The sequence below is a fragment of the Domibacillus sp. PGB-M46 genome (assembly GCF_022668875.1).
Taxonomy (GTDB): domain Bacteria; phylum Bacillota; class Bacilli; order Bacillales; family Domibacillaceae; genus Domibacillus.
Genome location: NZ_JAKGCR010000010.1, coordinates 1 through 23,953 on the forward strand (window position 1 = coordinate 1; position 23,953 = coordinate 23,953).

General features: G+C 38.4%; 23 protein-coding genes. 15 read left to right on the top strand and 8 right to left on the bottom strand.

Annotated features, from left to right (window positions below):
• Positions 1-75 precede the first annotated feature (75 nt).
• The gene (locus L2D08_RS13175) at positions 76-762 is read left to right on the top strand and encodes a C40 family peptidase (RefSeq protein WP_242234309.1); all 687 of its coding nucleotides are present in this window, start codon (positions 76-78) and stop codon (positions 760-762) included.
• 256 nt (positions 763-1,018) lie between these two features.
• Here the strand turns inward: L2D08_RS13175 and L2D08_RS13180 are convergent, their stop codons facing one another.
• From L2D08_RS13180 to L2D08_RS13205, 7 genes are all read right to left on the bottom strand, one after another.
• Positions 1,019-1,240, bottom strand: coding sequence for a hypothetical protein (locus tag L2D08_RS13180; RefSeq protein ID WP_242234310.1), 222 nt, complete (start codon positions 1,238-1,240; stop codon positions 1,019-1,021).
• Between the two features lie 627 nt (positions 1,241-1,867).
• Positions 1,868-2,941 (bottom strand): tartrate dehydrogenase, encoded by a 1,074-nt coding sequence (locus tag L2D08_RS13185; protein WP_242234311.1) that lies wholly within the window; start codon positions 2,939-2,941, stop codon positions 1,868-1,870.
• A gap of 158 nt (positions 2,942-3,099) precedes the next feature.
• Positions 3,100-3,780 carry a GntR family transcriptional regulator gene (locus L2D08_RS13190; protein WP_242234312.1) on the bottom strand — a complete coding sequence of 227 codons (681 nt, stop codon included), beginning with the start codon at positions 3,778-3,780 and terminating at the stop codon, positions 3,100-3,102.
• Positions 3,777-3,974: a hypothetical protein gene (locus L2D08_RS24480; protein WP_375337585.1), complete on the bottom strand. Its 198-nt coding sequence runs from the start codon at positions 3,972-3,974 to the stop codon at positions 3,777-3,779. Before L2D08_RS24480 ends, L2D08_RS13190 begins: the two co-directional genes overlap by 4 nt.
• Positions 3,975-4,357: 383 nt before the next feature.
• Entirely contained in the window at positions 4,358-5,800 is a 1,443-nt protein-coding gene (locus L2D08_RS13195) for an MBOAT family O-acyltransferase (RefSeq protein ID WP_242234313.1), read from the bottom strand.
• Positions 5,801-6,086: 286 nt separating this feature from the next.
• Positions 6,087-6,434, bottom strand: a complete 348-nt coding sequence (locus L2D08_RS13200; RefSeq protein ID WP_242234315.1) for a hypothetical protein — start codon at positions 6,432-6,434, stop codon at positions 6,087-6,089.
• A complete protein-coding gene (locus L2D08_RS13205) occupies positions 6,418-7,206 on the bottom strand; it encodes a ParA family protein (RefSeq protein WP_242234317.1) in 789 nt (262 codons plus the stop codon). The genes L2D08_RS13200 and L2D08_RS13205 overlap by 17 nt, the downstream gene beginning before the upstream one ends.
• A gap of 1,272 nt (positions 7,207-8,478) precedes the next feature.
• On the opposite strand from L2D08_RS13205, the gene L2D08_RS13210 reads away from it, so the two are divergent.
• Both L2D08_RS13210 and L2D08_RS13215 read left to right on the top strand, forming a co-directional pair.
• Positions 8,479-8,706, top strand: coding sequence for a helix-turn-helix domain-containing protein (locus L2D08_RS13210; protein WP_242234416.1), 228 nt, complete (start codon positions 8,479-8,481; stop codon positions 8,704-8,706).
• Positions 8,707-8,741: 35 nt separating this feature from the next.
• Entirely contained in the window at positions 8,742-8,897 is a 156-nt protein-coding gene (locus L2D08_RS13215; RefSeq protein WP_242234319.1) for a hypothetical protein, read from the top strand.
• 177 nt (positions 8,898-9,074) lie between these two features.
• On the opposite strand, the gene L2D08_RS13220 is transcribed toward L2D08_RS13215, so the two are convergent.
• Complete coding sequence (locus tag L2D08_RS13220; RefSeq protein ID WP_242234321.1) at positions 9,075-9,218, bottom strand: hypothetical protein; 144 nt, start codon at positions 9,216-9,218, stop codon at positions 9,075-9,077.
• Between the two features lie 2,196 nt (positions 9,219-11,414).
• Between L2D08_RS13220 and L2D08_RS13225 the strand changes: the two genes are divergently transcribed.
• The 12 genes from L2D08_RS13225 to L2D08_RS13280 all read left to right on the top strand — a co-directional run bounded on the left by L2D08_RS13225 (position 11,415) and on the right by L2D08_RS13280 (position 23,056).
• Complete coding sequence (locus L2D08_RS13225) at positions 11,415-12,242, top strand: ParA family protein (RefSeq protein WP_242234322.1); 828 nt, start codon at positions 11,415-11,417, stop codon at positions 12,240-12,242.
• Positions 12,235-12,594, top strand: coding sequence for a DUF5388 domain-containing protein (locus tag L2D08_RS13230; protein ID WP_242234324.1), 360 nt, complete (start codon positions 12,235-12,237; stop codon positions 12,592-12,594). Before L2D08_RS13225 ends, L2D08_RS13230 begins: the two co-directional genes overlap by 8 nt.
• Before the next feature lie 677 nt (positions 12,595-13,271).
• The gene (locus tag L2D08_RS13235) at positions 13,272-14,267 is read left to right on the top strand and encodes a helix-turn-helix domain-containing protein (RefSeq protein WP_242234325.1); all 996 of its coding nucleotides are present in this window, start codon (positions 13,272-13,274) and stop codon (positions 14,265-14,267) included.
• Positions 14,268-15,710: 1,443 nt separating this feature from the next.
• Positions 15,711-16,724, top strand: a complete 1,014-nt coding sequence (locus L2D08_RS13240) for an SIS domain-containing protein (protein ID WP_242234326.1) — start codon at positions 15,711-15,713, stop codon at positions 16,722-16,724.
• A gap of 60 nt (positions 16,725-16,784) precedes the next feature.
• On the top strand, positions 16,785-17,579 hold the full coding sequence (locus tag L2D08_RS13245) for a substrate-binding periplasmic protein (RefSeq protein ID WP_242234327.1): 795 nt from the start codon (positions 16,785-16,787) through the stop codon (positions 17,577-17,579).
• Positions 17,580-17,668: 89 nt separating this feature from the next.
• Complete coding sequence (locus tag L2D08_RS13250; RefSeq protein WP_242234328.1) at positions 17,669-18,343, top strand: amino acid ABC transporter permease; 675 nt, start codon at positions 17,669-17,671, stop codon at positions 18,341-18,343.
• Positions 18,321-19,088 carry an amino acid ABC transporter ATP-binding protein gene (locus L2D08_RS13255; RefSeq protein WP_242234329.1) on the top strand — a complete coding sequence of 256 codons (768 nt, stop codon included), beginning with the start codon at positions 18,321-18,323 and terminating at the stop codon, positions 19,086-19,088. Before L2D08_RS13250 ends, L2D08_RS13255 begins: the two co-directional genes overlap by 23 nt.
• Positions 19,089-19,135: 47 nt before the next feature.
• The gene (locus tag L2D08_RS13260; protein ID WP_242234330.1) at positions 19,136-19,972 is read left to right on the top strand and encodes a PfkB family carbohydrate kinase; all 837 of its coding nucleotides are present in this window, start codon (positions 19,136-19,138) and stop codon (positions 19,970-19,972) included.
• A gap of 56 nt (positions 19,973-20,028) precedes the next feature.
• Positions 20,029-20,757, top strand: a complete 729-nt coding sequence (locus tag L2D08_RS13265; protein ID WP_242234331.1) for a GntR family transcriptional regulator — start codon at positions 20,029-20,031, stop codon at positions 20,755-20,757.
• Positions 20,758-20,869: 112 nt separating this feature from the next.
• Positions 20,870-21,652: a YitT family protein gene (locus L2D08_RS13270; protein ID WP_309241355.1), complete on the top strand. Its 783-nt coding sequence runs from the start codon at positions 20,870-20,872 to the stop codon at positions 21,650-21,652.
• 182 nt (positions 21,653-21,834) lie between these two features.
• On the top strand, positions 21,835-22,566 hold the full coding sequence (locus tag L2D08_RS13275; RefSeq protein WP_242234333.1) for a GntR family transcriptional regulator: 732 nt from the start codon (positions 21,835-21,837) through the stop codon (positions 22,564-22,566).
• 289 nt (positions 22,567-22,855) lie between these two features.
• Positions 22,856-23,056: a hypothetical protein gene (locus L2D08_RS13280; RefSeq protein ID WP_242234334.1), complete on the top strand. Its 201-nt coding sequence runs from the start codon at positions 22,856-22,858 to the stop codon at positions 23,054-23,056.
• Positions 23,057-23,953: the final 897 nt, after the last annotated feature.

A 23,953-nucleotide genomic window follows, 5' to 3' on the forward strand; every position in this document is an offset into this window, starting at 1 on the left:
CTTCCAAAATATAATAAAGGTAACAAAATATTAAACTATAAAAAATGAGAAACGGATTCCAGGAGGAAAATAAACTTGAAAAAATTGATAGCGGCATTGACAGTCACTGGCATTTTGCTTAGCGGGCCACTTAACAGTGAAGCGGCGTTAGGCGACCGAACACTAAAAGCAAATATGAAACATCAAGACGTAATCCAATTACAAGGCTTACTCCAGAAGAAAGGTTTCTTTAATTCAAGCTACCGAAATGCTTATTTTGGAAAAAGCACCAAAAGAGCCGTTATGAATTTCCAAAGAAAGAACGGCTTGCGGGCTGACGGAATTGTTGGAGCTAATACATACAAAGCATTAGGTGTAACCAAAACAACATCATCAAAAGTGAAATCTGCTTCTTACGGCAGTGTTTCAAGCGTGATCAGCGAAGCGAAAAAACATACGGGTACGCCATATAAATGGGGCGGAACCACTCCAAGCGGCTTTGACTGCAGCGGATTTTTACAATATGCATTCAAAAAGGGTGCAGGCGTCAGCATTCCAAGAACAGTTGCGGAAATCTATAAAACCGGCACAAAAGTATCTTCACTGAAAAAAGGCGATATTGTATTTTTTGAAACGTATAAAAAAGGCGCTTCTCATGCCGGTATTTATCTTGGTGGAAATCAATTTATTCATACATCTTCTTCAAACGGAGTAAGCATTTCCTCAATGGACAATTCTTACTGGTCTAAACGCTACATTGGAGCAAAACGAATTATGAATTAACAAAAAGCATCGCTTTTTCAATGAAAAAGCGGTGTTTTTTTTTGCTGGCATAGCCTTTCTGCCCTGCTTGTTCTTTCAATCATCTACGCTCTCCTTTGCTGTTGTTTCTGCTGCCAGATTTATGCCTGCCACCGTGCAATTTAATTTATTGATGCAGAAATATGGGGAGGAAACAGCATAAAGGTTTTATATTGTGTAGAATCAAAAAGCCTGCAGTCCTTGCCTGCAGGCTGAAACGTTTTTTGCGTGAATCGCTTTATAAAGAGGATAGTTCTTTGCGAAGCAGCGATGTATCTACATTGTCTTCTACTACAATGTGAAGCGGCTTATTAAACGGAAGTGTATACAAAGCTAGAAGGGTTTTTGCATCAAACAGCTGATTGTCGCTCTGCACCCATATATCGAATGAATGGCTTTGCGCAATTTTATTCAATTTTTGTACATCGTCTTTGTCCTTTAACTGAAAATTGATTAACACCTGAACCGCCTCCTTTTCTACTATTAGAAAATATACAAAAAATACAACTGTGTGGCGTGTCAAAGTTGTTTCCTATTAAAACGACTATTCACTGCTTCTATGTTATTTTGTATCCTATGGTACAATTGTAAACTCTGCCTCTATAGACATGGAATCCTTTGTGCCTTCGTTCCGTGAAGGATAAAATATATGTCTCACTCCGTATTTTCCTGCTGTCATTAACGTTTTAAACTGGTCAAATGAAACGGTTAGTTTTTGGCTTTTCCTTGCTTCGGCTATAAGTATATCTGCAAAAATAATATTGCAAGATTATGTAGGATATTAAACCAAATGGAGGAAAGAAGGCACAAAAAGTGGGTGTCACGCTTCAGATGGACGAGTTTCTTCTATTATATATGACTGGCTGTTTCCGATGGCACGTTTAAGTTGAAGAAGGCCATCCAGCTAGTTATGAATCAAGGAGGAAGGCCCCCCCGCTTGCTTTCCCTTACTTACAATAGTTTCACATAAAGAAACACCCCGATCGTTGATTTTTTGTTCAACCATTGGGATGCATTTTAGTGCCTTTTTCGTAATCCTATTGTGTATGAGGAAAAGGCATTCCATTTTTCCTTTTGATAAATCATCTTATTTTCCTTTTCGGTCAACTTCTTTCAATCGCTTTATCACTTCGGCTGTCACTTCATTTGTGGTACTGTTTCCGCCGATATCTGGCGTTAAGATGCCATCATTTGTCACACTTTCTACTACATCCAACAGCACACCTCCAAGCTCTTCTTCTCCAAAGTGATCCAGCATCAGTTTAGCTGTCCAAATCTGGCCAATCGGGTTAGCCGTTCCCTTTCCAACGATATCAGGTGCCGACCCGTGAACAGGTTCAAACATAGACGGATATTTTCCATTCACGTTAATATTAGCTGCTGGCGCAATGCCAATACTGCCCATAATGGCTGCACCCAGGTCTGTCAGAATATCACCGAATAAATTGCTCGCTACAATTACATCGAATCGTTCAGGACGTGTAACAAAAAAAGCAGACAAAGCATCAATATGCTGGGAATCATGCTGAATATCTGGATAATCTTTGGCTACCTCTTTAAAAACGCTGTCCCAAAATGGCATAGAGAATGTAATGCCATTTGATTTTGTTGCACTGGTCACATGCCTTTTCCGCTTTGCAGCTAATTCAAATGCGTAGCGCATCGCTTTTTCCGTTGCTTTTCGGGAGAAGACCGCATTTTGAATCGCAATTTCATCTTCACCACTGTATATATTTCCGCCAACCGAGCTATATTCTCCTTCACTATTTTCTCTGACTACAATCAGATCAAAATCTTTTGGGTTTGCAAGCGGCGATCGAACACCTTTCATAACTTTGGCAGGACGTATGTTGATCTGCTGCTCAAACTCACGGCGTATTTTAATCAGCAGCCCCCACAGTGATATATGATCCGGAACGAGCTGTAAATTTCCCACCGCTCCTAAAAAAATCGAATCAAAATCTTTTAGTCTGTCCATTCCGTCTTCCGGCATCATGTGTCCATGCTCCAGATAGTATTCACAGCTCCAAGGAAACTCTTTAAATTCAAAAGATAATCCGCCATGAATCTCTGCGATCGTTTTCAACACATCGGTTGCTGCTGGCACTACTTCTTTCCCAATCCCGTCTCCTGGAATACTGGCTATTTTCAGCTTTTTCATGTTTGTGCCCCTTTTCACTATCTTACTAAGTGTCTATTCGGTCGACGGTCGACCGTTTATAAAATGATCATATAAAATAACCTATAACAATGCAAGCGTTTTATTTTTAAAAATAAAAAAGCTGCGGCTTTTATGGCCGGCAGCTTACCCAACTAGACTTATTTTTGATTTTCTGTTTCTTCTGGCAGCACCTCTTTTAAATGATCCAGATCCAGCTTGAGATGGCTGATCATTTCTTCTGCTGCTTTTTTCCCTTCTCTATTCTGTATGTAGCCAAGGATTTTATGGTGCTGTTCCAAAATGACCTCAGCCCTGTTTTCTCCTTCAAGATTTAAAATCCGAAAAAAGTGCGTAAGAGATTTTAAACCATCCAGCTGTTTCTGCAGGCGCTTATTTTGTGTAAATGCAATAATCAAATGATGGAACCGCTCATTTAATGTGACAACTACTTCCGCTGATCTTTCATTTTCAATAGCCTCGGCGGTTTCTTGAAGCAATTGGCGGATGGCTTGAATTTCTTCCTCTGTTGCCATACTTGTCATTCGTTCAACCGCAAATGATTCCAGAGCCATTCGGCAAAAATAAATTTCTTCTACGTCCTGAATCGCCGGCTCATAAACTTTTACTCTTGATTTTTCATCTGTTACGACTAACCCTTCATTTTCCAGCATTCGGATGGCTTCCCGGATTGGACTTTTGCTCACTCCAAATTCTTTTGCCAGCTGATTTTCGATAATTCGCTCACCCGGCTTGAATGTTCCCTCAAAAATCATTTTTTTAATTGAATGATAAAACTGCTCGTAATATGGGATTGACTTTTGAATTGAAAAATCGTTCATTCTCTCACTCGTTTCCTATTTGTTAATAAAAAAACCTTTTCTATCACCATGTATTCTTTCCGATCTCGTTGAAAACATTGCTCTGTCTCAACCGAGCTGAACTTCTGGTCAATCAGTGCTTTTTCTTTTCTTGCGTTGCACCATATTCTTTTTACGTCCCGCTTTTGTGCCTCATTTAAAAGAAAATGAAGCAGTTCGCTGCCATACCCTTTTCCCTGCTCTTTCTGGAAGGTCGCAAATTTACGAACTGCATTTCAGCATCCTTTTCAAATGACGATACAACAGAAACGAGTTTATTACCGCTGTACAGCCCGTAGTGAAGACCTTTATCATCGTCTTTTAATTGAAGATATTCGAGTTCCTGTTCAGGTCACATCACAACGTGCCTGATTTCCCATGCCTGCTCTTTTGAAATTGCCTGTGTCTTCATATTCATATTCCATGTTCATGACTTCGTTTCATTTATTATGACAAGTCATCACATATGGGTCAATCACTGTTCGCAAAACAAATAATGGACGGGCACATCCATGTTTTTTTCTATCAAAAAAAGCTGCCATATCGGCAGCTTTTCCTTTTAAAAGTTAAAGTACAGAAATTCTGATACATTTTGTAATTGAAGAACCGAATAAATAACCAGGACAGCCAGATAAACAGCTGTCGGCCAATTTGGCTTAAATGCATCTTTCAGCTGAATAGAGTTCTTAGCAAAAACAGCAATCCCAAATGCGATAATGAGCAGAAGTGCTCCTTTTGTGAAGCTATCCATAATCGTAAAATCATAATATGGAAGGTTCAAGGTGTTAAACACTTTGTTCTGCAAATCGTCTGGCAGGCTGAATCCGTTTAAACCGACCATACTTTTTAAAACCTGAAGAGCGACTTCCACCGATGGAGCACGGAAGAACACCCATGCCACATTGACAAATTGGAAAGTAATAAACCATGCCAGCAGTTTAGGAAGCTTAAAGCCTGCCCGATTCCACAATCGGTTGATCACACTTGCTACACCGTGCATAATACCCCAAATAATAAATGTCCACCCGGCTCCATGCCAAATTCCGCTGATAAAAAAAACAGCTAAAATGTTTAGATAGGTTCTGACGGCTCCTTTACGATTTCCTCCAAGCGGGATATAGATATAATTCGTTAAAAATCTGGAAAGTGTCATATGCCATCTTCTCCAGAAATCCTGAATACTGAGCGCTTTGTATGGGGAATTAAAATTGATCGGCAGTACAATATTAAACAACAAAGCTGCCCCAATGGCCATATCAGAGTATCCGCTGAAATCAAAGTAAAGCTGGAATGTATAGGATAGCGATGTCACCCAAGAATCCACAAATGTTAGGTTTTCCGGCGTGCTGTATCCGGCATTCGCCCATACAGCAAACGTATCTGCAATTCCTACTTTTTTAAACAGCCCGATTCCAAAGATAAAAAGACCGGTTGCAATATTGTTATAGTTTATTTTCCGATTTTCTTTATCTTCAAATTGAACCATTACATCATTATGCTGAACAATCGGTCCGGCAATCAGCTGCGGGAAAAAGGTAAGAAACAAGCCATAATTTAATGGATTGTAGCCTTTTGTTTCTCCACGGTAGGAATCAACGAGATAAGGGATTTTTTGAAACGTATAAAAGCTGATCGCCAGCGGAAGAACCAAATTTAAAATCACAAAATCAGTGCCAAAAACGGCATTTACATTTTCCACAAAGAAATCATGATATTTAAAGTAGCCCAGCAAACTAATATTAAACAAAATCCCAACTGTGAGCAGAATCTTTTTACTCTTTTGATTATGCATTTTTCCAAGGTTGGTACCGATAATATAGTTAACTGTTAAAGAAAGCAAAAGCAGCGGCAGATAAATCGGATTCCACCAGCCGTAGAAAAATAAAGAAGCTAAAAACAACCAGGTTTTTGATAACGTGAAATTAATTTTGTTTAAAGCAAAATAAACAATAAATACAACCGGAAGAAACATAAAAATGAATTCGAACGAATTAAAAATCAAGAAGCTCACTCCGTTAATAATGTTCTGTACAAATGCCCCCTACACTATACTATCTAAACCGTTCCCAAACAACAATACTTTAACGAAAATGTACAAAAATATTTATTATTTTCTTTTATTCTTATAGAGCTAAATACAAAAAAACTGCTCTTAAGAACAGGCAGCATATGCTGTCTTCTCTAAAAGCAGCTTTTCATTTCCGTATATAATCCCCTAACTTCCATATACAAATATACTCGTATACATATATACATATATATTAGTATATATGTATATATGTATACTTCTACTTTAGTACGCTTTTTAAAAAATTATTGATTAACTCAGACTTGGCTCCCTTCCCGTGTTCCTTCCCAAACTTGTCCAATTTCTTTGCCACGTCTTCATCAATATAAGCACTGATCTGCCGCTTAAGAACTGGCTTGGGCTTTTTAGTAACAGAATGGAGAATGTCCCCTACACTATTACTCAATGCATCTTGCTGTTTTTCTTCTCTTATTTGCTCTTTATTTACCATGCTGTGGTTCTCTTCTACCCTAGCTTCAGGCTGTTTTTCTCTCTCTGGCTGTACCCTTGCACCGGCTGTTGCAGCGACGGCTCCGAATCCTGCTAACCCTTTACCTTGCTTGCTCATTTTCTTTAATCTCCTTCCATAATTCAAAGTAGCTTTTCGCAATATCAGTGGACTTTTTTGCAAGTGTAGCCGGCACTTTTTCGTATGCTACACTGCTGGCAAATCGAATGCTTCTTGGAATATAGGAATCAAATAAATGAATCTGGCTTTCCGCGCAATATCTTCGTGTTTCCTGCATCACTTCCTGATGTAAAATCGTCTGGAAATTAACCATTGTTCCAACAACTCCAAGCACCCGCAGCTCTGGGTTAAACTGTTCTTTAAAATCATCAATGGTTCCCAATACTTTTACTAATGAACGCATGGAATAACTCTCTGGAGAAAACGGAATTAACACCGAATCTGCAAAAGCAAATACATTTCCAACCATCAAAGAAAGAGATGGCGGCGTATCAATTAAAATATATTCATAATCATCCTGCAAAGAGCTGCATGTTTTCTGCATAATCGAGAAAGGTGCGCGATACTTTTTGCTTTTGCCAATCACCTCAAAATCAAATCCAATTAAATCGTCATTGGCTGGGAGGATATCTAAGTTTTCATAGACATTTTGAACCGCTTTTTTTGGCTCCAGCTGATTGATTAGCACATCATACAAGCTAACTTCAAACTCATCTGGATTTTTCCCAAACGACAAAGCCACATTGCTTTGATTGTCTGCATCAATGATTAACACCCGTTTTCCCTCGGCTGCCAAAACACCGGCCAGGTTTGTTGCTGTCGTCGTCTTTAAAGACCCGCCTTTATTATTGTTGATAGCAATTACTCTCATTTTCTAACCACCCTTTCTCTCTGTTTAAGCTGATTCTTTTTATATAGAAACCCACTAATATATATTCTATTAGCGATGCCTGTTCATTATTCATAGCAATAAACATTTCAACGTCAGTAGCTGCTTGATGTTTAAAAGAGAGTCGTGATGCATATGAAAGCTAATCTAGATGCCGTACAAAGCTTAAATTCCTTATTGATGGCTGTTTTCATTTTCATTTCAAACTCTTTATTTCATTTAATATTTACATTGAATAAGCGGTTTGATTAAAGAAGTATTTATTTTTAGTACATTCTTTAAAAATAAAGTACGTATCTTTTTTGATACAGATATGGCAATGAACATAGTATGACTGCTCATATTTATGTTAGTACTAATTTTAGTATTGATACTAGTACTAATATTGAAAAGTTGTTTCTGTGGAAGTCAAGTTGCGTATTTAATTAGTAGAAGTATTTGTATGGGAAACAATATCAATCCTGCTTTTACTTTTATTTCAGTTGAGCCATTATATGAATTGTTAGTGCTTTTATGGGAGGTGAATTCCGTATTTGTTTTGTGACGCCTATTATATAGAAAGAACTCATCAGTATAAGCCTAGACATTCACCATAATATTTTCATTGTATCGAATATAACCATCCTCTTTAAGCAAATGTCTTTTGGCACCTTATTGTACATGGCGATTTAATCGAATGATTATCGTTAAAACAAACGGAAAGTAACTGATGATATGGGTACTCGCTTTACCAGCCTTGATCGTGTAAATATTTTATAAGAGAGCGGAAGAATAAAGGAGAATGACGTGCAGAAAACGTACGGATAGCAACATTGATTTATTTACAGAATATTTTTCATTCATATACACATATACCGATATACAATAATACTTGTATATTAGTATATGTGTATATGTGTATATTAGATTTGTGCTGAAAATAAGCTTAATGATAAGTTTGTCAGCCCCTTCTTTTAAATATTAATATTAGTACTAATATTAATATTTAAAACAATAATAATAGAAAACAAACCATTTTAATACACGAAAAGTACATAATTTGTAAAGTGTGAATTTCGTTTTTCTGAAGATGTATCGCTCGATTTAACACCACGGTTTTCGGAAGAGCTGCTCTTAGCAGTATGAAGCAAACAATTATCCTCCAGATGGTTTTAAGGTGAGTGGAATGTATGATAGCGAGGTTACACAAAAAGCCATTGCCTTCATTGAGAGAACTTAACAGATATTCTTAACTTGAATTATTTTCCATACCCAGTGGAGTACTCTACGTATCTTTTACTGCGTGTCTTTAAACAAGAAACAGGTAAGTCAATTGGTGAATATATCCGCATTCGCCGGCTCGCTATGGCTGCAACGCTATTATTGCATTCTGAGAAACTCATTAGTACAATCGCTTTTTATTTCACTTTCAATTACAAGAAGCAGTCACGCGAACCTTTAAAGAGGTATACAACTTGCCTTCAGAAAAGTATCGCCAAATGATGAAGAACATATGGATCGAAGAGGAGGAACAAGCGATGAGTATGACTGATTCCATTAAAGGCTGGTATTTAAGTGGTTCACTTCCCGAACTATATGACATTTCTATAGATACGAATTTTTTTCACACAGGAACTAAAGCCGGGCTGCTCGCCGTAAAAAGTGAAGAATCGTGTAGCAGTTTGGGACGATGACGCAAGGTTTTCAAGCCGGGCAAATTGTGGGGAAGCGTTTAAAATTGTCCTGCTATTTTAAAAAAAAAATGCCACAAAATGTGCAGTTTGGCTGCGGGTAGACAATGCAGACGATGACACACTACCATTTGATAATATGAGCGATTGCCCAATTGAAGGAACAACTGACTAAAATCATTATTCTATCGTATTGAATGTTCCTGAACAAAGCGCCTCGATTTTCTTCGATGTTTTACTCATTGGAGAAGGAAGAGTATGGGCAGATGGGTTTTGTTTAGAGGAAGTAGACAAGAAATTACCTCTAACCAATATGCTGGTCATTGAAAAGCTCTTCAAGCAGCCAAGCAACTTGGATTTTATCGAATAGCAAATCTTCTTACTTTTTCTCACTGCTTCCTATTCGCTCTACGTTCATTACGTTCACTATATAATAGAAGAAACACGGTAAAAGATTGTTTCAAAAACAAACTATAGAGAAGATAAAAAGAGTTCATTTTACTTGTTTTTTTAAGTAAAAGGGAGGCTTTTTTATCTTCTCTTGAAGGGCTGCCCAATTGATTTAACTTTTGGTTGAGTGATATAAAAGGCTGTAAGCTCTTCTCATCACGATAACTGAGGTATATTGAGTGGTGAGAGATAAGGAACAACCCCCTTGCTTTAAAAATTTATCACTCCACTAAATGTGGTCATGAACGGAGAGGCCTTCCGGGGAAGAAATTAAAATGTTTTAGAACTGTGGCATGTATAAAATGTTTTCCTTCAAGAGATAAATAGAGTAGGCACGCTTATAATGTATACTTATAGATATGTATATGTATATACTTATTTACAATTATACTTATATACACATATACATATATACTTGTATATTTATAATTTGCTTAGCTTATGATTAAGATGAATCTTCTTTATTACCTGCATAAAGAATGGTTCGTTTCACAAGCAGAAATTGATTTTCCTCTTAACCGGATTTAAGATCCTTGCCAGCAGTTCACCTCTCTATACTGTTTTTCAGTTTTACTCCTTAATCCCCTCATGTTTCTTTTTCCCAGTGAACAAAAATATGTTTCTTAGCCTTTAAACAGGACCCTGCTTCGTAAAGGAACAAATGGCTCCATAGAGCATATGATCCGTCTTCTTTACTCCGTTAGCTTTTTATGAAAGGGAAGGGGGAGCAAGCAGCCTGGTAACAGCCCAGGAACATATAGAAAGACCTACATAAAAGTGAGTTAAGCTGAATGTTGAAACATACTACCGTAATATCAAAGAACTAACTACGTAATCTTTTCTATTTATTTGCTGATAAGGCTGTTGTTTGTAAGCAAAGTAAAAGATTCTGCCCATACTTGCTTTCCTTTTAAGCGTGTATATCCATATACAAATAGATTAGTATACTTATATATATGTATATGGATATACATATATATAAGTATACTTGCGAAGCTTCTATGGTTAGGCTGTTATTTTTATTTTTTGTCTACCTCTCTTTATTCAATGCCTTACATTCATAAAGACTTTTTCCAACTCAAAGAAATAAAGATATCTGGCAAGTGGAGTTTACTGGCTCTCTACTATATTTTCCAGTTTGGTTCTCGTATAAGAATGGCCGACATGCGATACAAATGTTCAAACTGTTCTACTTGATCTTGCTTATTACTTCCTTAGTGATTCGCTTTTATCTATTAAAGAAGGGAGCAGAAAGAACAAAAAGGAGAATTCAATGTATATTCGTATGTGCATATACATATATATTTGTATATCCATCTATGTGTATACCTATTTACTTTGCCCAAGGGAATAAGGGGTTTCTTTTCCGTCTCCCCATAAAAGTCATTGTACAAGGCCATGCTTAAAGAAAAGGATTGATCCATCAATATTTAATCAGAGTCACCTAATCTGTCTACAAATAAATATGTATATGTGTATACAGATATATGAGTATATTTGTATACGCGATATTTCTGAGCTTACTATGAAGTTAGCAGAAAGTTTTATTCGCGCTTCTCCTCTTAACACTTCTAGATTCATACACTTGTATAAAGTATTTAACGCAGTAAGTGACTGGTTACGCCTTTCCTGCTCAGGTAATTGTTCTTAACAATCGTTTTGGCAGTCAGCTTTAGCTTTCTTACACAACGGACTCAACCTCTTTTAACACGTACAGCTATAGAGAGGATAGACGACACCTCTCTATAACTGCACGTGAGTCATCCTGAATTTACTTAGATTTTAATAACATAGGAACATAGAAGTCAGACTAACAGTAGTTTATGGTCACGGTACAGAAGGGGACCTTACTCATTTCTCCATTCAAAAATACGTATACAAGTAGATGGATATATGAGTATACATGTATTTTTGTATATTTGTAGATATGTATATATGGCTTTTTTGCATCCCGCTTACTATACAAAAACTCAATTATAACAAGACTTAACAATAAAAAAGTGATATGATGACTTTAACTATAACAAATGTCTACATGTATATTGTAGATAAAAAGGGAGAGTGCCTACAATGTCGAAACCATGTACTGTCGTTACTTTTGGAAATTTTAAAGGTGGGACGGGAAAAACAACGAACAGCACGATGATTGCTTACACACTATCAAACATGGGATATAAAGTATTACTCAGCGACCAGGATCCCCAAGCGAATGCAACGAGCCTTTATTTGCGTACAAAAGCGCTTATATCGGATGAAATTGTTTCTTTTGACCGGACTCTTATGACAGCTATTCAAGCGGAAGATTTATCTAGTATTGTGACAGAAGTAAAGGACAATCTATATTTGCTGCCAAGCTTCAGTGACTTTGCTCTTTATCCAAAGTTTCTGGAAAAAAAATTCCCTAATAATTTAGATCGTGTACAATACTTTTCTACATTATTAGAACCATTAAAGAAAGATTTTGATTTTATCTTTATTGATGTACCGCCAACGATCTCGGATATTACGGATTCGGCTCTTTATGCTTCTGATTTCGTAGTAGTTGTTCTTCAAACCCAGGAACGCAGCTTACAGGGTGCTGAAATGTTTACAAAATATCTTCAATCATTGATTGATGACTACGATGCACATATGGATATCCTTGGTATCCTGCCTGTTTTATTAAAAAACGGTGCGCCTGTGGATATTGCTACACTTGAAAACGCAAAAGAGATTTTCGGCGAGCATAATATTTTTGAAACGCTCGTAAAAAATATGGAACGCTTGAAGCGCTACGATATTACTGGAATTTCAGATGAGGACATGCACGACAAAAAAGTCATGAAAAGCTATCGCGAAGTAACAGAAGAATTTCTTAAGCGCTGGGAACAAGAAGTAGGAGTGACTAATAATGTCTGATTTATTAAAGAAGAAACCCAATAAGCTCTTAAACAGAGGCAAGCAAATTACGCCTAACACGACTTTTTCTCTTGATAATGATAGTTTTAATAAACCTAGCATCGCTACAGACCCAACACCTCCGGAAAAGAAAGAAACGCAGACAAAAAGAGTACAGCCGGGAACGACAACCGTTCGGGTTAGTACGACAACAAAAGAAAAGCTGAATGGCCTTGTTACCTTAGGGATTGCAGAAAGCGTCGACAGTCTATTGGAGATCTTAGTAGAAGAATACCAGTCGAACTACCTTACTAAAGAACAAAAGAAACAGTATTCTTTAATACTCGACATCTATGCCAGCCGAAAAAAATAAAAGATACCCCCAATTGTCTGGGGGTATCTTTTATTTTTTTCATCAAAATCGCCCAAAAAAGAGTCTTTTTTTATGCACAAGTGGATAAAAATAAAACGGTAGATTTATAGATGTGTGGATAAGTAGATTTATCTACTTATACTTTTGTAGACTTATCTACAATGTTAAAAGGTGAGCAAAGTTATCCACAACGAAAAACCCTATTGTACCAAGGGTTCAAGCGTCTTAATGTATACATGTATACATTTTTCAATCATTCTATTTTATATACATAGTTACTTGTATACATGTATTTGTGTATACATATCTACCATATTGCAAAACCGCCCAAAACCCTATTGCAGTGCGGGTTTTTATTGTTTACAATTTGAAATATCAACAGTTGTCCACAACCAAACAAAAAAATGGGCAGCAGAGAATCTACAAAAATGAAAACTAAAAAAATAAAAAGGCAAAAGCGTGTTGCAAAGATGCTACCAACATCTTTACAACCATTCACCGTGAACCACCCACGGTAAACACCTGCTTTTACCTTCTTGAATACCTCTATTTATATGTTTATTTTACGATAAATAGACGGTATTTTCAAGAGGTATCTTTCTGTTGCAGATCGACGGCGTGTTTACCGATAAACGGTAGATGCGCCTTTTTGTTTTCTGGAAACGGAGGCAAATAGCATGACTGCAAGTGTAGTAATTTCAGTTAGTGAATTTAAAGAGATGAACGATTATGTTCCGTTCACTAAAACACATCAGGAACAGCAGGATATGAAGTTAACACTTTTAAAAATGGTTGAAGCCATCTACGGTGATCGGTATTACCGCTTAAAAGAAGGGACCAGAAAAGCGATCGATATGATGTGCTGGTTTGCAGCAGAGAAAGGCTTCTTTTTTGCCAGCGATGACTACCTGGCCGCCCGGTATGGCGTTACAGATAAAACGGTCCGCAATATTTCGAAAAAACTTCGGGATCATGGCGTGATTCAAACGATCTACCGGCGTTCAAGCACACAAAACGGTCTTAGTGCACCTATTCATTTATTCACAGCCCATCCTTATTTCGATCACTGGAAACAAGTTCTTCAACTGTCAGATTTCCAAGCTGATTTCCAAGCTGAAAAAGCTGAAATCCCTTGTGAGAGTAAGGCTGAACAGACAAAAAAAGTTTCTACCAAGTATTTATCTTTTAATAAAAATCTTTTAAAGATCTTACGTAAGGAGAATCGTCTTGGTTCCACCTTTACACCAAAAAACGTTCCGCAAACATTTATCAAAGCTGTAAAACCATTTTTTGATGAAGCAGCAGACATCTACCATTTGTGGGGCAAAGCCATACTTGCTTATAAAAAGTTTAATCTTTCTCAAGTGCTTGAGTCTTATGAAGAAATGGTAATTGAAGCATTTAAACAATCTGTATTCGCTCATAAGCAAAGAAGAATTAGAAAAGATTTTAATGGTTATTTCTATGGCACTCTCGTACGCATGTTTACATACAAAAAACGCGAAGAAACGTTTATTAGTCATCCGACGATTTTTAACTGGCTGGAAGAAGAGGAAGAGAGCACAATTCCTCATAAGGAAGTCAGCAGACAAAGCTGGCAGGAACAAATTAATCAGTTGATGCAAAAAGAAGATCAGCGTATTCAATTTCATCCAGACGAAATTCCTTACTAAAAGCAGAGTGTAGAAATTAACTATTTGCTTTTATAATGGTTTCTTAACAGAGAAAATATGTTTGCATATGAAGTGATTCGTGGCTGCATGTTTACGAGAAAAACATATGGTTATTTACAGCTGCTCATTTTAATCGTGAAATAAGAATAAAAGTGGCTGCTTTTCAATAGAATGCTGACTTTTGCAAGAAGTATAAAACAGTTTTGTGTCTGCAGTAGAGTAGTACACGCTTGTTTTCTTTGGAGAAAACGGGGATATGGCCGTGTTTTATAAACAATGTAATAAAAAAGCGTCATTCTATTATCACCTACTATGAAGCAGGTTTATTGAGGGTGCAAATAAGATAGGAACCCATCATGCTTTTTGATGAGAAAAAAACAGTTTTTTAAATAGTTACTTTATTTAGAATACAATATTTTACTGTTATTTTTCAACTAAAAATTCTGCATTTATGTTTAAAATTTACTGACAAAAGCAGAAGGACCCGTGAGATCAGCTATTTTTTTAAACAAGCTGGACTTGCCTGCTTAGTAAAGAAATGATGATTCTTAAAACGCTCCCTTTGACTATAAGCATAGGGAAAGTATTACTCAACAAGATATGGCGCGGACCTTGTTTGTTGTACTTAAGTATAAAATCAAAGCCAGGCTGTAGGGGCAGGGCGTCGTATTTACCAGGTTCTTTATCTACAAGGGGTGAAGAAGATCCTTCTTGAGGCTGCACTGTAGATTGGGATAGTATGCGCATGGAGACCATGGTGTGCTAATCATGATAAATGGTTTTTGATTTTCTTTCGTTTAGAAAATATCTGATCGTCCGCTTTTTGTTCTTTCAATCGTTCGAGACGAGGGGAGATAGAGGGGGTAAGCAGCAGTCTATTTTAAAAAAAGAGAGGATGCCGATTCCGTCCGTATAAGAAAGTTCCTGGATTAAATCTACATAATCAGAAAAGCAGAGCGGCCATGCTTGCATGCCAAGGGTACATGTACCGGCAGCAGGTTACTTTCCTATAGCAGCTCAAGAGTGACTCAGTCCTTTAGCCAGGCGGATTCGCCCGTTTTCTATTCACTAATATACAATAATACCTATATACTCATTTACAAGTATTCTTGTATATAAGTATACGAGTAATTTTGTATATATGTATACCTATATACATATATACACATTCTGAGCTATTTCTTTTTTCTTTTATACAAAAAAATATTGCAAAAAAGAAAGCGCTTTAATATAATGTTTTCAACACCAAGCCCTTTAAAAGGTTTTGCATTTTCAGAAATAACGTCAGTAAATCTGACAAATTCATTGTGCAGGCTTAGCGATCTCTGCATAATAATGGTATTCCTTAAAAAAGCGGAAGCAAAGAATTTCAAATGGGGATTGTGGTATATACCAAAATGATTTTTCTGGTATATACCAATGAAAATAAAAGGAGTGGATAGTATGTTAAATTTTAGTCAGGAAAGGTACTTAAAGGTTACGGAAGGAGCGCTTGCCTTAAGAAGCCAAGTTGAGCAGACTGCCGATGAGATTTCAAAAAAAGGATTTAAAAATGTTTTTCTTCTTGGATCAGGCGGATCCATTGCTATCATGTATCCTTTTGAATACATGCTCAACTCACTTTCAACGATTCCTTCTTATGCTGAAATTGCTTCAGAATTCATGCTTCAAAACCATAAACAGTTTACAAAAGAGTCACTCGTTATTTTATCTTCATTATCTGGTACAACAGAAGAAACTGTAGCCGCTGCAGAATATTGTAAACAGCATGGGGTAACCTCTATTGGGTTAGTCGGTGAAATGGGAACACCACTTGCGGGCCTTGTGGATTATCCAATTGCCAACTATGCAGAAAACGATTTTGCTGCAGATTCAATTAATTTACAAATGTATATGCTTGTTTTTCGTCTTATTCATAATCACGGTGAATTTGAGCAATATGAGACATTTATCGATCAGCTTCAAACCATTCCACAGCAGCTGATTAAAGTAAAAGAATTAACAGATCCTAAAGCAGCAGACTTTGCAGCTCGTTATAAAAATGAAGACTATCATATGCTCGTTGGATCGGGTACTGCCTGGGGCCGTACATATGCTTATGCGATGTGCGTGCTGGAGGAAATGCAGTGGATTCGTACAAAGTCCATTCATGCCGCTGAATTTTTCCATGGCACAATCGAATTAGTAGAAGAAGACTTAAGTATGATTCTTTTGAAATGTGAAGATGAAACACGCCCATTAATGGAGCGCGTGGAGCGGTTCGCGGAGAAATATACAAAGAAGCTGAGCATTTTTGATACAGCTGATTACCCGCTGGACGGAATCAGCCAGGAATTTAGAAAATATTTAGCTCCGCTCGTATTGGCCACCGCTTTGCAGCGAGTCAGCATTCATTTAGAAAAGCAAAGAGGGCATTCGTTAGAAACACGCCGCTATTATCGTACGGTAGCGTATTAAACACTTTCCCGCTTTGGTCTATACCAAAGTGGGGAATATAAATGTAGAGGAGGATGGAAAATGAAAAAGGTACGTTTGGCTTCTTTACTATTGATGGTCGGAATGCTCGCCGCCTGCGGAAATGCGGAAGAAAAAGCAGAGCAAGCATCAGCGAGTGGTGATACGCTGAAAGTTATTACAACAGCCGGCGGATATCCGTTTAATGCAACAAACCCAAGCACGAATGAGATAGAAGGGTTTATGATTGACATTGCCAAGGAAGCAACAAAGCGGGCGGATATGGACATGGAAATTGTAACAGGCGAATGGAATTCACTCATTCCTTCTCTGCAATCAGGCAAAGCGGATGTGATTGTGGATGGCATGTATATTACCGATGAACGAAAAGAAGAAATTAACTTCACCGATCCGGTTTTTGGATTTGGAGAAGGGCTGATTGTTCAAGAAGGCGACAAAACCACTGCCTCTCTTGAAGACTTAAAAGATAAAACGATCGGTGTTCAAATGGGCACATCGTTTAAAGACATGCTGGAAGAACAAAGCCCGGAATTGAATCTCGAAGTTAAAACCTACCAAACATTGGCTGATTTGCTGAAAGATATTGAATCGAAACGTATTGATGCCGCTCTTGCCGATAAACCGGCTTTTACGTACATGAAAAGCCAAAATCCAAACATGACCTATCGCATTGTAGACGAGTATGTACCTTCTTTATCTGGTGAGATCGGGCTAGGCGTGGCAAAAGAGAATACCGCTCTTGTTAAAAAGCTGAACACATCTATTGCAGAGATGAAAGAAGATGGAACGCTGACCTCCATCTATGAAAAATGGGGAGTAGAATGGGAGCAGCCGTAAGTATAGCAAAATGGGAATTGAGCAGGAAAATCCTTTCTGTTATCAGGAAGGGTTCTGCCTTCCATAATCTATAAAAGGAGCGGATAGATATGCAGGAAATTTGGTCAAATATTGTTCTTTTTAGCCCCAGACTGCTTGAGGGCACCCTGATTACAATTCAGTTAACAGCCATTTCTTTAATTTTTTCCTTGATCATCGGACTTGCCGTTGCATTAGGTAAAATCACACATAATAAAACCATCAACCGAATTTGCAATTTCTATATTAGTATTGTCCGCGGCACACCTCTTCTTGTCCAACTGCTTTATGTGTACTTTGTTTTTCCGGATATCGGCATATCCTTAACTGCTTTTCAAGCGGCGATTGTTGCTCTTTCTATTAATGAAAGTGCGTATTTAGCTGAAACATTTCGAGCGGGCATCAAATCAATTCCAAAAGGACAGATGGAAGCTGCCCAGGCAATTGGGATGGACTACTCGCTGGCTATGCGCCGGATCATTCTGCCACAGGCCATTCGAAATGTGATTCCGGCGATTGGAAATTCGGCCATTGTGTTAATTAAAAACTCTTCTCTTGCTGCGGTTATCACAGTGACGGAACTGATGCATAATGGAAACCTGCTGGCTGCTTCTACGTATCAAAACATTCAAATTTTTACGATGGTCGCTATTGTGTACTGGGTTCTTCACTATCCATTGTCTTTGTTTGTGGATTATTTAGAAAAGAGAGGGGCGGCTCACCATGTTACAAGTAACCAGCATTAATAAATCTTTTCATGGCAAAGAAGTGATTAAAGGCATTGATCTCTCTATTCAAAAAGGAGAGGTCGTCGTGATTATTGGGCCGAGCGGAAGCGGAAAAAGTACGTTTTTGCGTATGATGAATGCGCTGGAATTTCCGACAGAAGGAGACGTATTGCTTGAAGGCGAATCGATTCTGTATCGAACCGTTGGAAACAAAAAAGTGCCAAGAAAAGAAAAAGAGCTAAGCAAATTTCGAGCAGAAGTAGGCATGGTATTTCAAGGATTTCATTTGTTTGCTCATAAAACGGTATTAGAAAATATCATTGAAGGGCCTATGCGCGTACGCAAAGTCAGCAAAGAAACGGCTATCTTAGAAGCGGAGCGCCTTTTACAAAAAGTAGGGCTGGCGGATAAACGTGATCAATACCCCCATGCTCTTTCAGGCGGCCAGCAGCAGCGTATTGCCATCGCGAGGGCCCTTGCTATGAAACCGAAAATCCTTCTTTTTGATGAGCCAACTTCCGCTTTGGACCCTGAATTGGTTGGCGAAGTGTTGCTGGTAATGAAAGAACTGGCGAATGAAGGAATGACTATGGCTGTTGTGACACATGAAATGGGCTTTGCACGGGAAGTAGGCGACCGGATTATTTTTATTGACCAGGGTGTCATCGTACAGGATGAACCGGCCCATCTTTTTTTCCATATCAATAACAACAATGACCGGATTAAGCGATTTTTAAATACTATTTCCAGAAATGTTGTGTAATAATTTATAGCTGTTTAAATGAATGATCAAAAAATGAGGTGCTGAATATGAAAATTATTGGAGTGGGCGATAACGTTGTCGATTATTACAAAGACCGCGAGGAAATTTTCCCAGGAGGCAATGCAGTGAATGTAGCTGTGCTGGCCAGGAGATATGGAGCCAGAGCTGCTTCCTATATGGGGATTGTCGGAAATGACCGCTCCGCGGCACATTTATTGGAGAGCTTAACAGCAGAAAACATTGATATCTCGACCGTCCGGCAGGTATGTGGACCAAATGGCGAATCCGTCATTGCCTTAACAGAAGAGCTGGACCGGGTATTTGTCGGATCGAATAAGGGCGGCGTTCAGTCATCGGTTAGACTGAATTTTAATGAACAGGATCTTGCCTGCATCGCGCAGCATGATATTCTGCATAGCAGTATGTATAGTCATACAGAAACCGATATTGCTTTACTATCCCGGCACATTCCGGTTTCGTTTGATTTTTCATTTAAATACGAAGAAGACTACCTGCAGCTTCTCTGCCCGCATGTAACTTACGCATTTTTTTCGGGGAGTGAGCTGACAGAAGAAGAAGGCATTCGTCTGCTTCACCGGGCAAACGAGTTAGGCGCAGCTGTTTGTGTCATGACAAGAGGAGAAAAAGGAGCGATCGCTTTGGCAGATGGAAAGCTGTACAAGCAGGGAATCGTCCCGGCAGCTGTCGTCGATACACTTGGAGCGGGCGATTCTTTTATTGCCATGACATTGGTTGACTATTACGAGAATCGGGATATGGCCTCCGCTTTACAAAAAGCCGCTCAGGCTGCAGCCGCCACTTGTGAATTCTATGGAGCTTTCGGATACGGGGTTCCTAAAAAAGAAGCAGAAAACATTTTATAACAGTACACATGCTGTGAGTAGAATGCAAAGCCGTGCTTTTATGGAAGGAGGACATCATGAAAAGCGAGGAAGCAGACATTCCTTATTACCAGAAGTTAAAAAAAATCTTTATTAACCATATTAAAAACGGGAAATTGAGCTACGGAGATAAAATCCCTTCTGAAAGAGAGCTTGCAGATATCTACCAAGTAAGCCGGATGACAGCCCGGCATGCGGTTATGATACTTGAAAGAGAAGGCTTTGTAGAAAGAAGGGTGGGGGCTGGAACTTTTATTACAAATGAACGAATCCGGTGGAACACCGTTACCGTTAACAGCTTTACAAAAGGCATGCAGGATAAAGGACGGGCTCCCTCCACCAAAACATTAATTATGGAGGAAAGAGAAGCAGACGCACAGACGGCAGAACAATTAAAAGTGTCAGAAGGTGAGCGGCTTTTTTACTTGAAACGGCTTCGCAAAGTGGACAATACTCCGTTAGCCATTGAAGTCAGCCAAATCCCTTATCGATACTGCCCTCAAATTGAACATTATATGGAAGATAATGTTTCTCTCTATCATGTGCTCCATCAATATTTTGATATTCAGCTTATCCGCCAAAAACAATATATGAAAATATCTCTGGCTTCCCAGTCTGAAAGTACATTGTTGGGAGTTCCTGATTTAAGTCCTTGTATATCCATAGAAGGGCAGGCATTTACAGAATCAGGCCAACCGATTGAAGTTTCACAAACGCTTGCAAGAGGAGACTTAGTGGAATTTTACTCGGAACCTTCAAACCCATAAGGAAGTGTAAATCCGTTTTGGTAAAAAGGAGGTGGCATGACGATGAAATCTGTATTTTTTCGGTAAACCGATCCGACACTTTAAAACAGCAGGAGAACTGACAGGCCTGACAATTGCCTGCTTCTTATTTGCATTCGGCACCAATCAGCTGTTGACGCCAGCTGAACTTCTGGCTGGCGGACTGGGTGGTGTTTGTGTGATTTTTTATCATTTATTTGGGTGGCCAATTGGAACTCAGTATTTTTTATTCAACGTGCCGCTGCTTGTACTTGGGTATCTTCATATTGGCAAAAAGTTTATTGTGTATACTATTTATTCTGTGATCGTTTCTTCCATTTTCTTTGATTGGATACCGGTTGAGCCGATATGGACAGAAGATGTCATGCTGAATGCGGTTTTCGGTGCCATTATTTCAGGAACCGGTGCTGCCGTTATTTTGAGGCTGGGTGGATCTGTTGGCGGTTTGGACATTTTATCCCGGGTGATGGCCAAGTACTTTAATATAACGATAGGAAAGTTTGGGCTGATTTTCAGTGCGTGTATCGTCCTGATTTCAGCGCTCCTATTCGATGCCCAGTCGGCTATGTATACGATCATTTCTTTTTTTGTCGGCACGAAAACATATGATGCGATTTTGAATATTGCTGAAAAAAGCACAGTGTTGATTGTGACGGACCAGGGGGATGAGATTTCTTCTACATTAAACCGTCTTTTTAACCGGGGCATCACTTCCTGGAAGGCATATAGTGATGCGGAAAGAACGGTGCTGCTGTGTGTGATTATTAATATTGAATGGTCGGAATTAATTCGTGTCGTAAAAGCAGTAGATGCAGATTCATTTGTAACGTCTGTTCCTACCCGGAAAACATTCGGCCGTTTTCATGTGAATTGGTAAGGGGAAAGAATAAACCAGCATAAGAAAAAGCAGAGCGGCTCCTTATTCCAAAGGAACCGCTTTTTTCTAACACTTATCCTTTTCTAATAAACCGTTTTCTTTCTCAATATGTTATATCTAATATATACTGATATAACAAGAAAGTCATTCTTATATAATGGACAAAGTTGGTGGTAAAGATGTTGAATAAATCAGAAGAGAATACGCCTTATTATCAACAAATAAGAGAAATGCTGCTCGAGGAAATCAAAAGCGGAAAGTTAAAACACGGTGATAAAATCCCTTCTGAAAGAGAGCTGTCCGAAACATTAAAAATCAGCAGAATGACCATCCGCCATGCCATTGACCTTTTAGAAAGGGAAGGGGTTGTCGAACGGCGTCCGCGGGTCGGCACGTTTGTGGCAAACCGCCGGATCAGATGGAACTTTATCACCGTCAACAGCTTTACAAAAGGAATGATTGATAAAGGGTTTAAGCCTTCTACAAAAAAAATACATATGCTTTTCGAAAAAGCAGATGAACATCTAGCAAAAGTTCTTGATATTGATGTAGGGGAAGAAGTTTTTTCTTTGAAACGCCTGAGAATCGTAGATGAAATTCCCATTGCGATTGAATTGAGCCAGATTCCTTATAAATACTGCGAAGGAATTGAGAAATACATGGAGGATAATGCTTCTTTGTACGAGGTATTAGCCCAGAAATATGGAATCCAATTGAAAAAACAAAAACAACGCATGAAAATTTCCTACTCTAACTCATCTGAAAGCAAACTGCTGCAGCTTAAACCGGAAAGCCCATGTTTATGGATTCAAGGCACAACCCACGATATGTCAGGCCGCATTATCGAATACACAAATGGACTAGCAAGAGGAGATCTGGTTGAATTTTACTCAGAGCCGACCAATCCTTCTTAAACGGCCTGCAGGACCGACAAGAAAGAATCGCTATTTTAATCTTTCGTATACATGCATACTCATATACAAATATACCTGTATATGAGTATATGCATATACATGTATATTTGTATCTATGTAGATTTTGAAGGCGCTATAAATATATGAAAAGAAGCTCCTATTTAGCCAGGGGCTTTTTTTCATATATTTATCATTGTTCAAAAAAAGAAGCTCCGCTGTAATGAAATGGAATAGTGAATAGAAATCTGGCATATGAATGAAATAAGCTGAAATAATAGGGGGATGTACGATGAATGTTCACAGTGAAAAGCCTGTATACTATAACGGTTACGGCTTAGACAAATTAGCACCAATAAATAAAAAAGCCTACAAAGAGTTTGTAGTTAAACCTAACCATATACGAGATGAAGGAAGCATCTCTTCTTTTCCCTATTTCCCTTATATGAAGAGGTTAACGATTGATAAAGGATCCCCAAATACGTTGTCCTGAAAATAAACAGAGGTGATCCAAAACCATTCTTATTTAAAAGAAATGAAAAAAGCTGCAGCAGCCACTGCAGCTTTTTTCATTTCTGCTACATGGTTTGACATTTCTACAAACTGCGTAGACTTTTTATCATCTTCGGCGAGAATACCCCCACTTCAAGCTTGCTAAGTGGGGGGGAGTTCAAAAAATACTGCTCCTGCCTTCATAAGGCCTCCGTTTGATCAGCCAGTAAACCAGTGGAATTTTCCGCTGCTTAATGGAATGTCAGAACATTGATTTACTAAAAGACCCATCGTGAGACCCTCATTAACGAAAGTAAAAAAATGTAATTTAATCAGAGCTTTTTTCTGCTGAGCGTGTCGTTTGTCTTCAGTATCCAGTAAATCGTGCATGGCGGCGTAAGAGAGCGGCTTTACATACTGTACGCAGAAGAGATATGAACAGGCAGCAGGCAAGAATGATTTTTTCGATGAAAACGGTACTAGGTTATTCTTATCCTTTAATAACAAGACAGTATAAGATAGCTGTTTCTCAAAGCTGCTGCGAAACCGACAAGATGAGAAAGAGGAACAGGGCTACAAGCACCTGTTTCCGCGACCGGGGGGCAGACCTCTTCTAAGATATCGATTTATGGGATAAATAAAAAGGGTATAGCCGGTTTCCTTCTATGTAAGGAGTATATATGTATGGAACGCTTTATTTTCTCTATATTTATTGGATGATGACACTACGATGGCTTAAAAGAAATTTTGATTACTTGTTAACATGTCGGCATATTCGCGTACAGTACATATACTTCAATCAAGTTTTGATCAGCCCTTCCCTTACATAAAGGCACCATCTGTTCGCAATGTTACCGGCTATTAAGAACAGCCATATTTTAAAATGTAATATACTAGA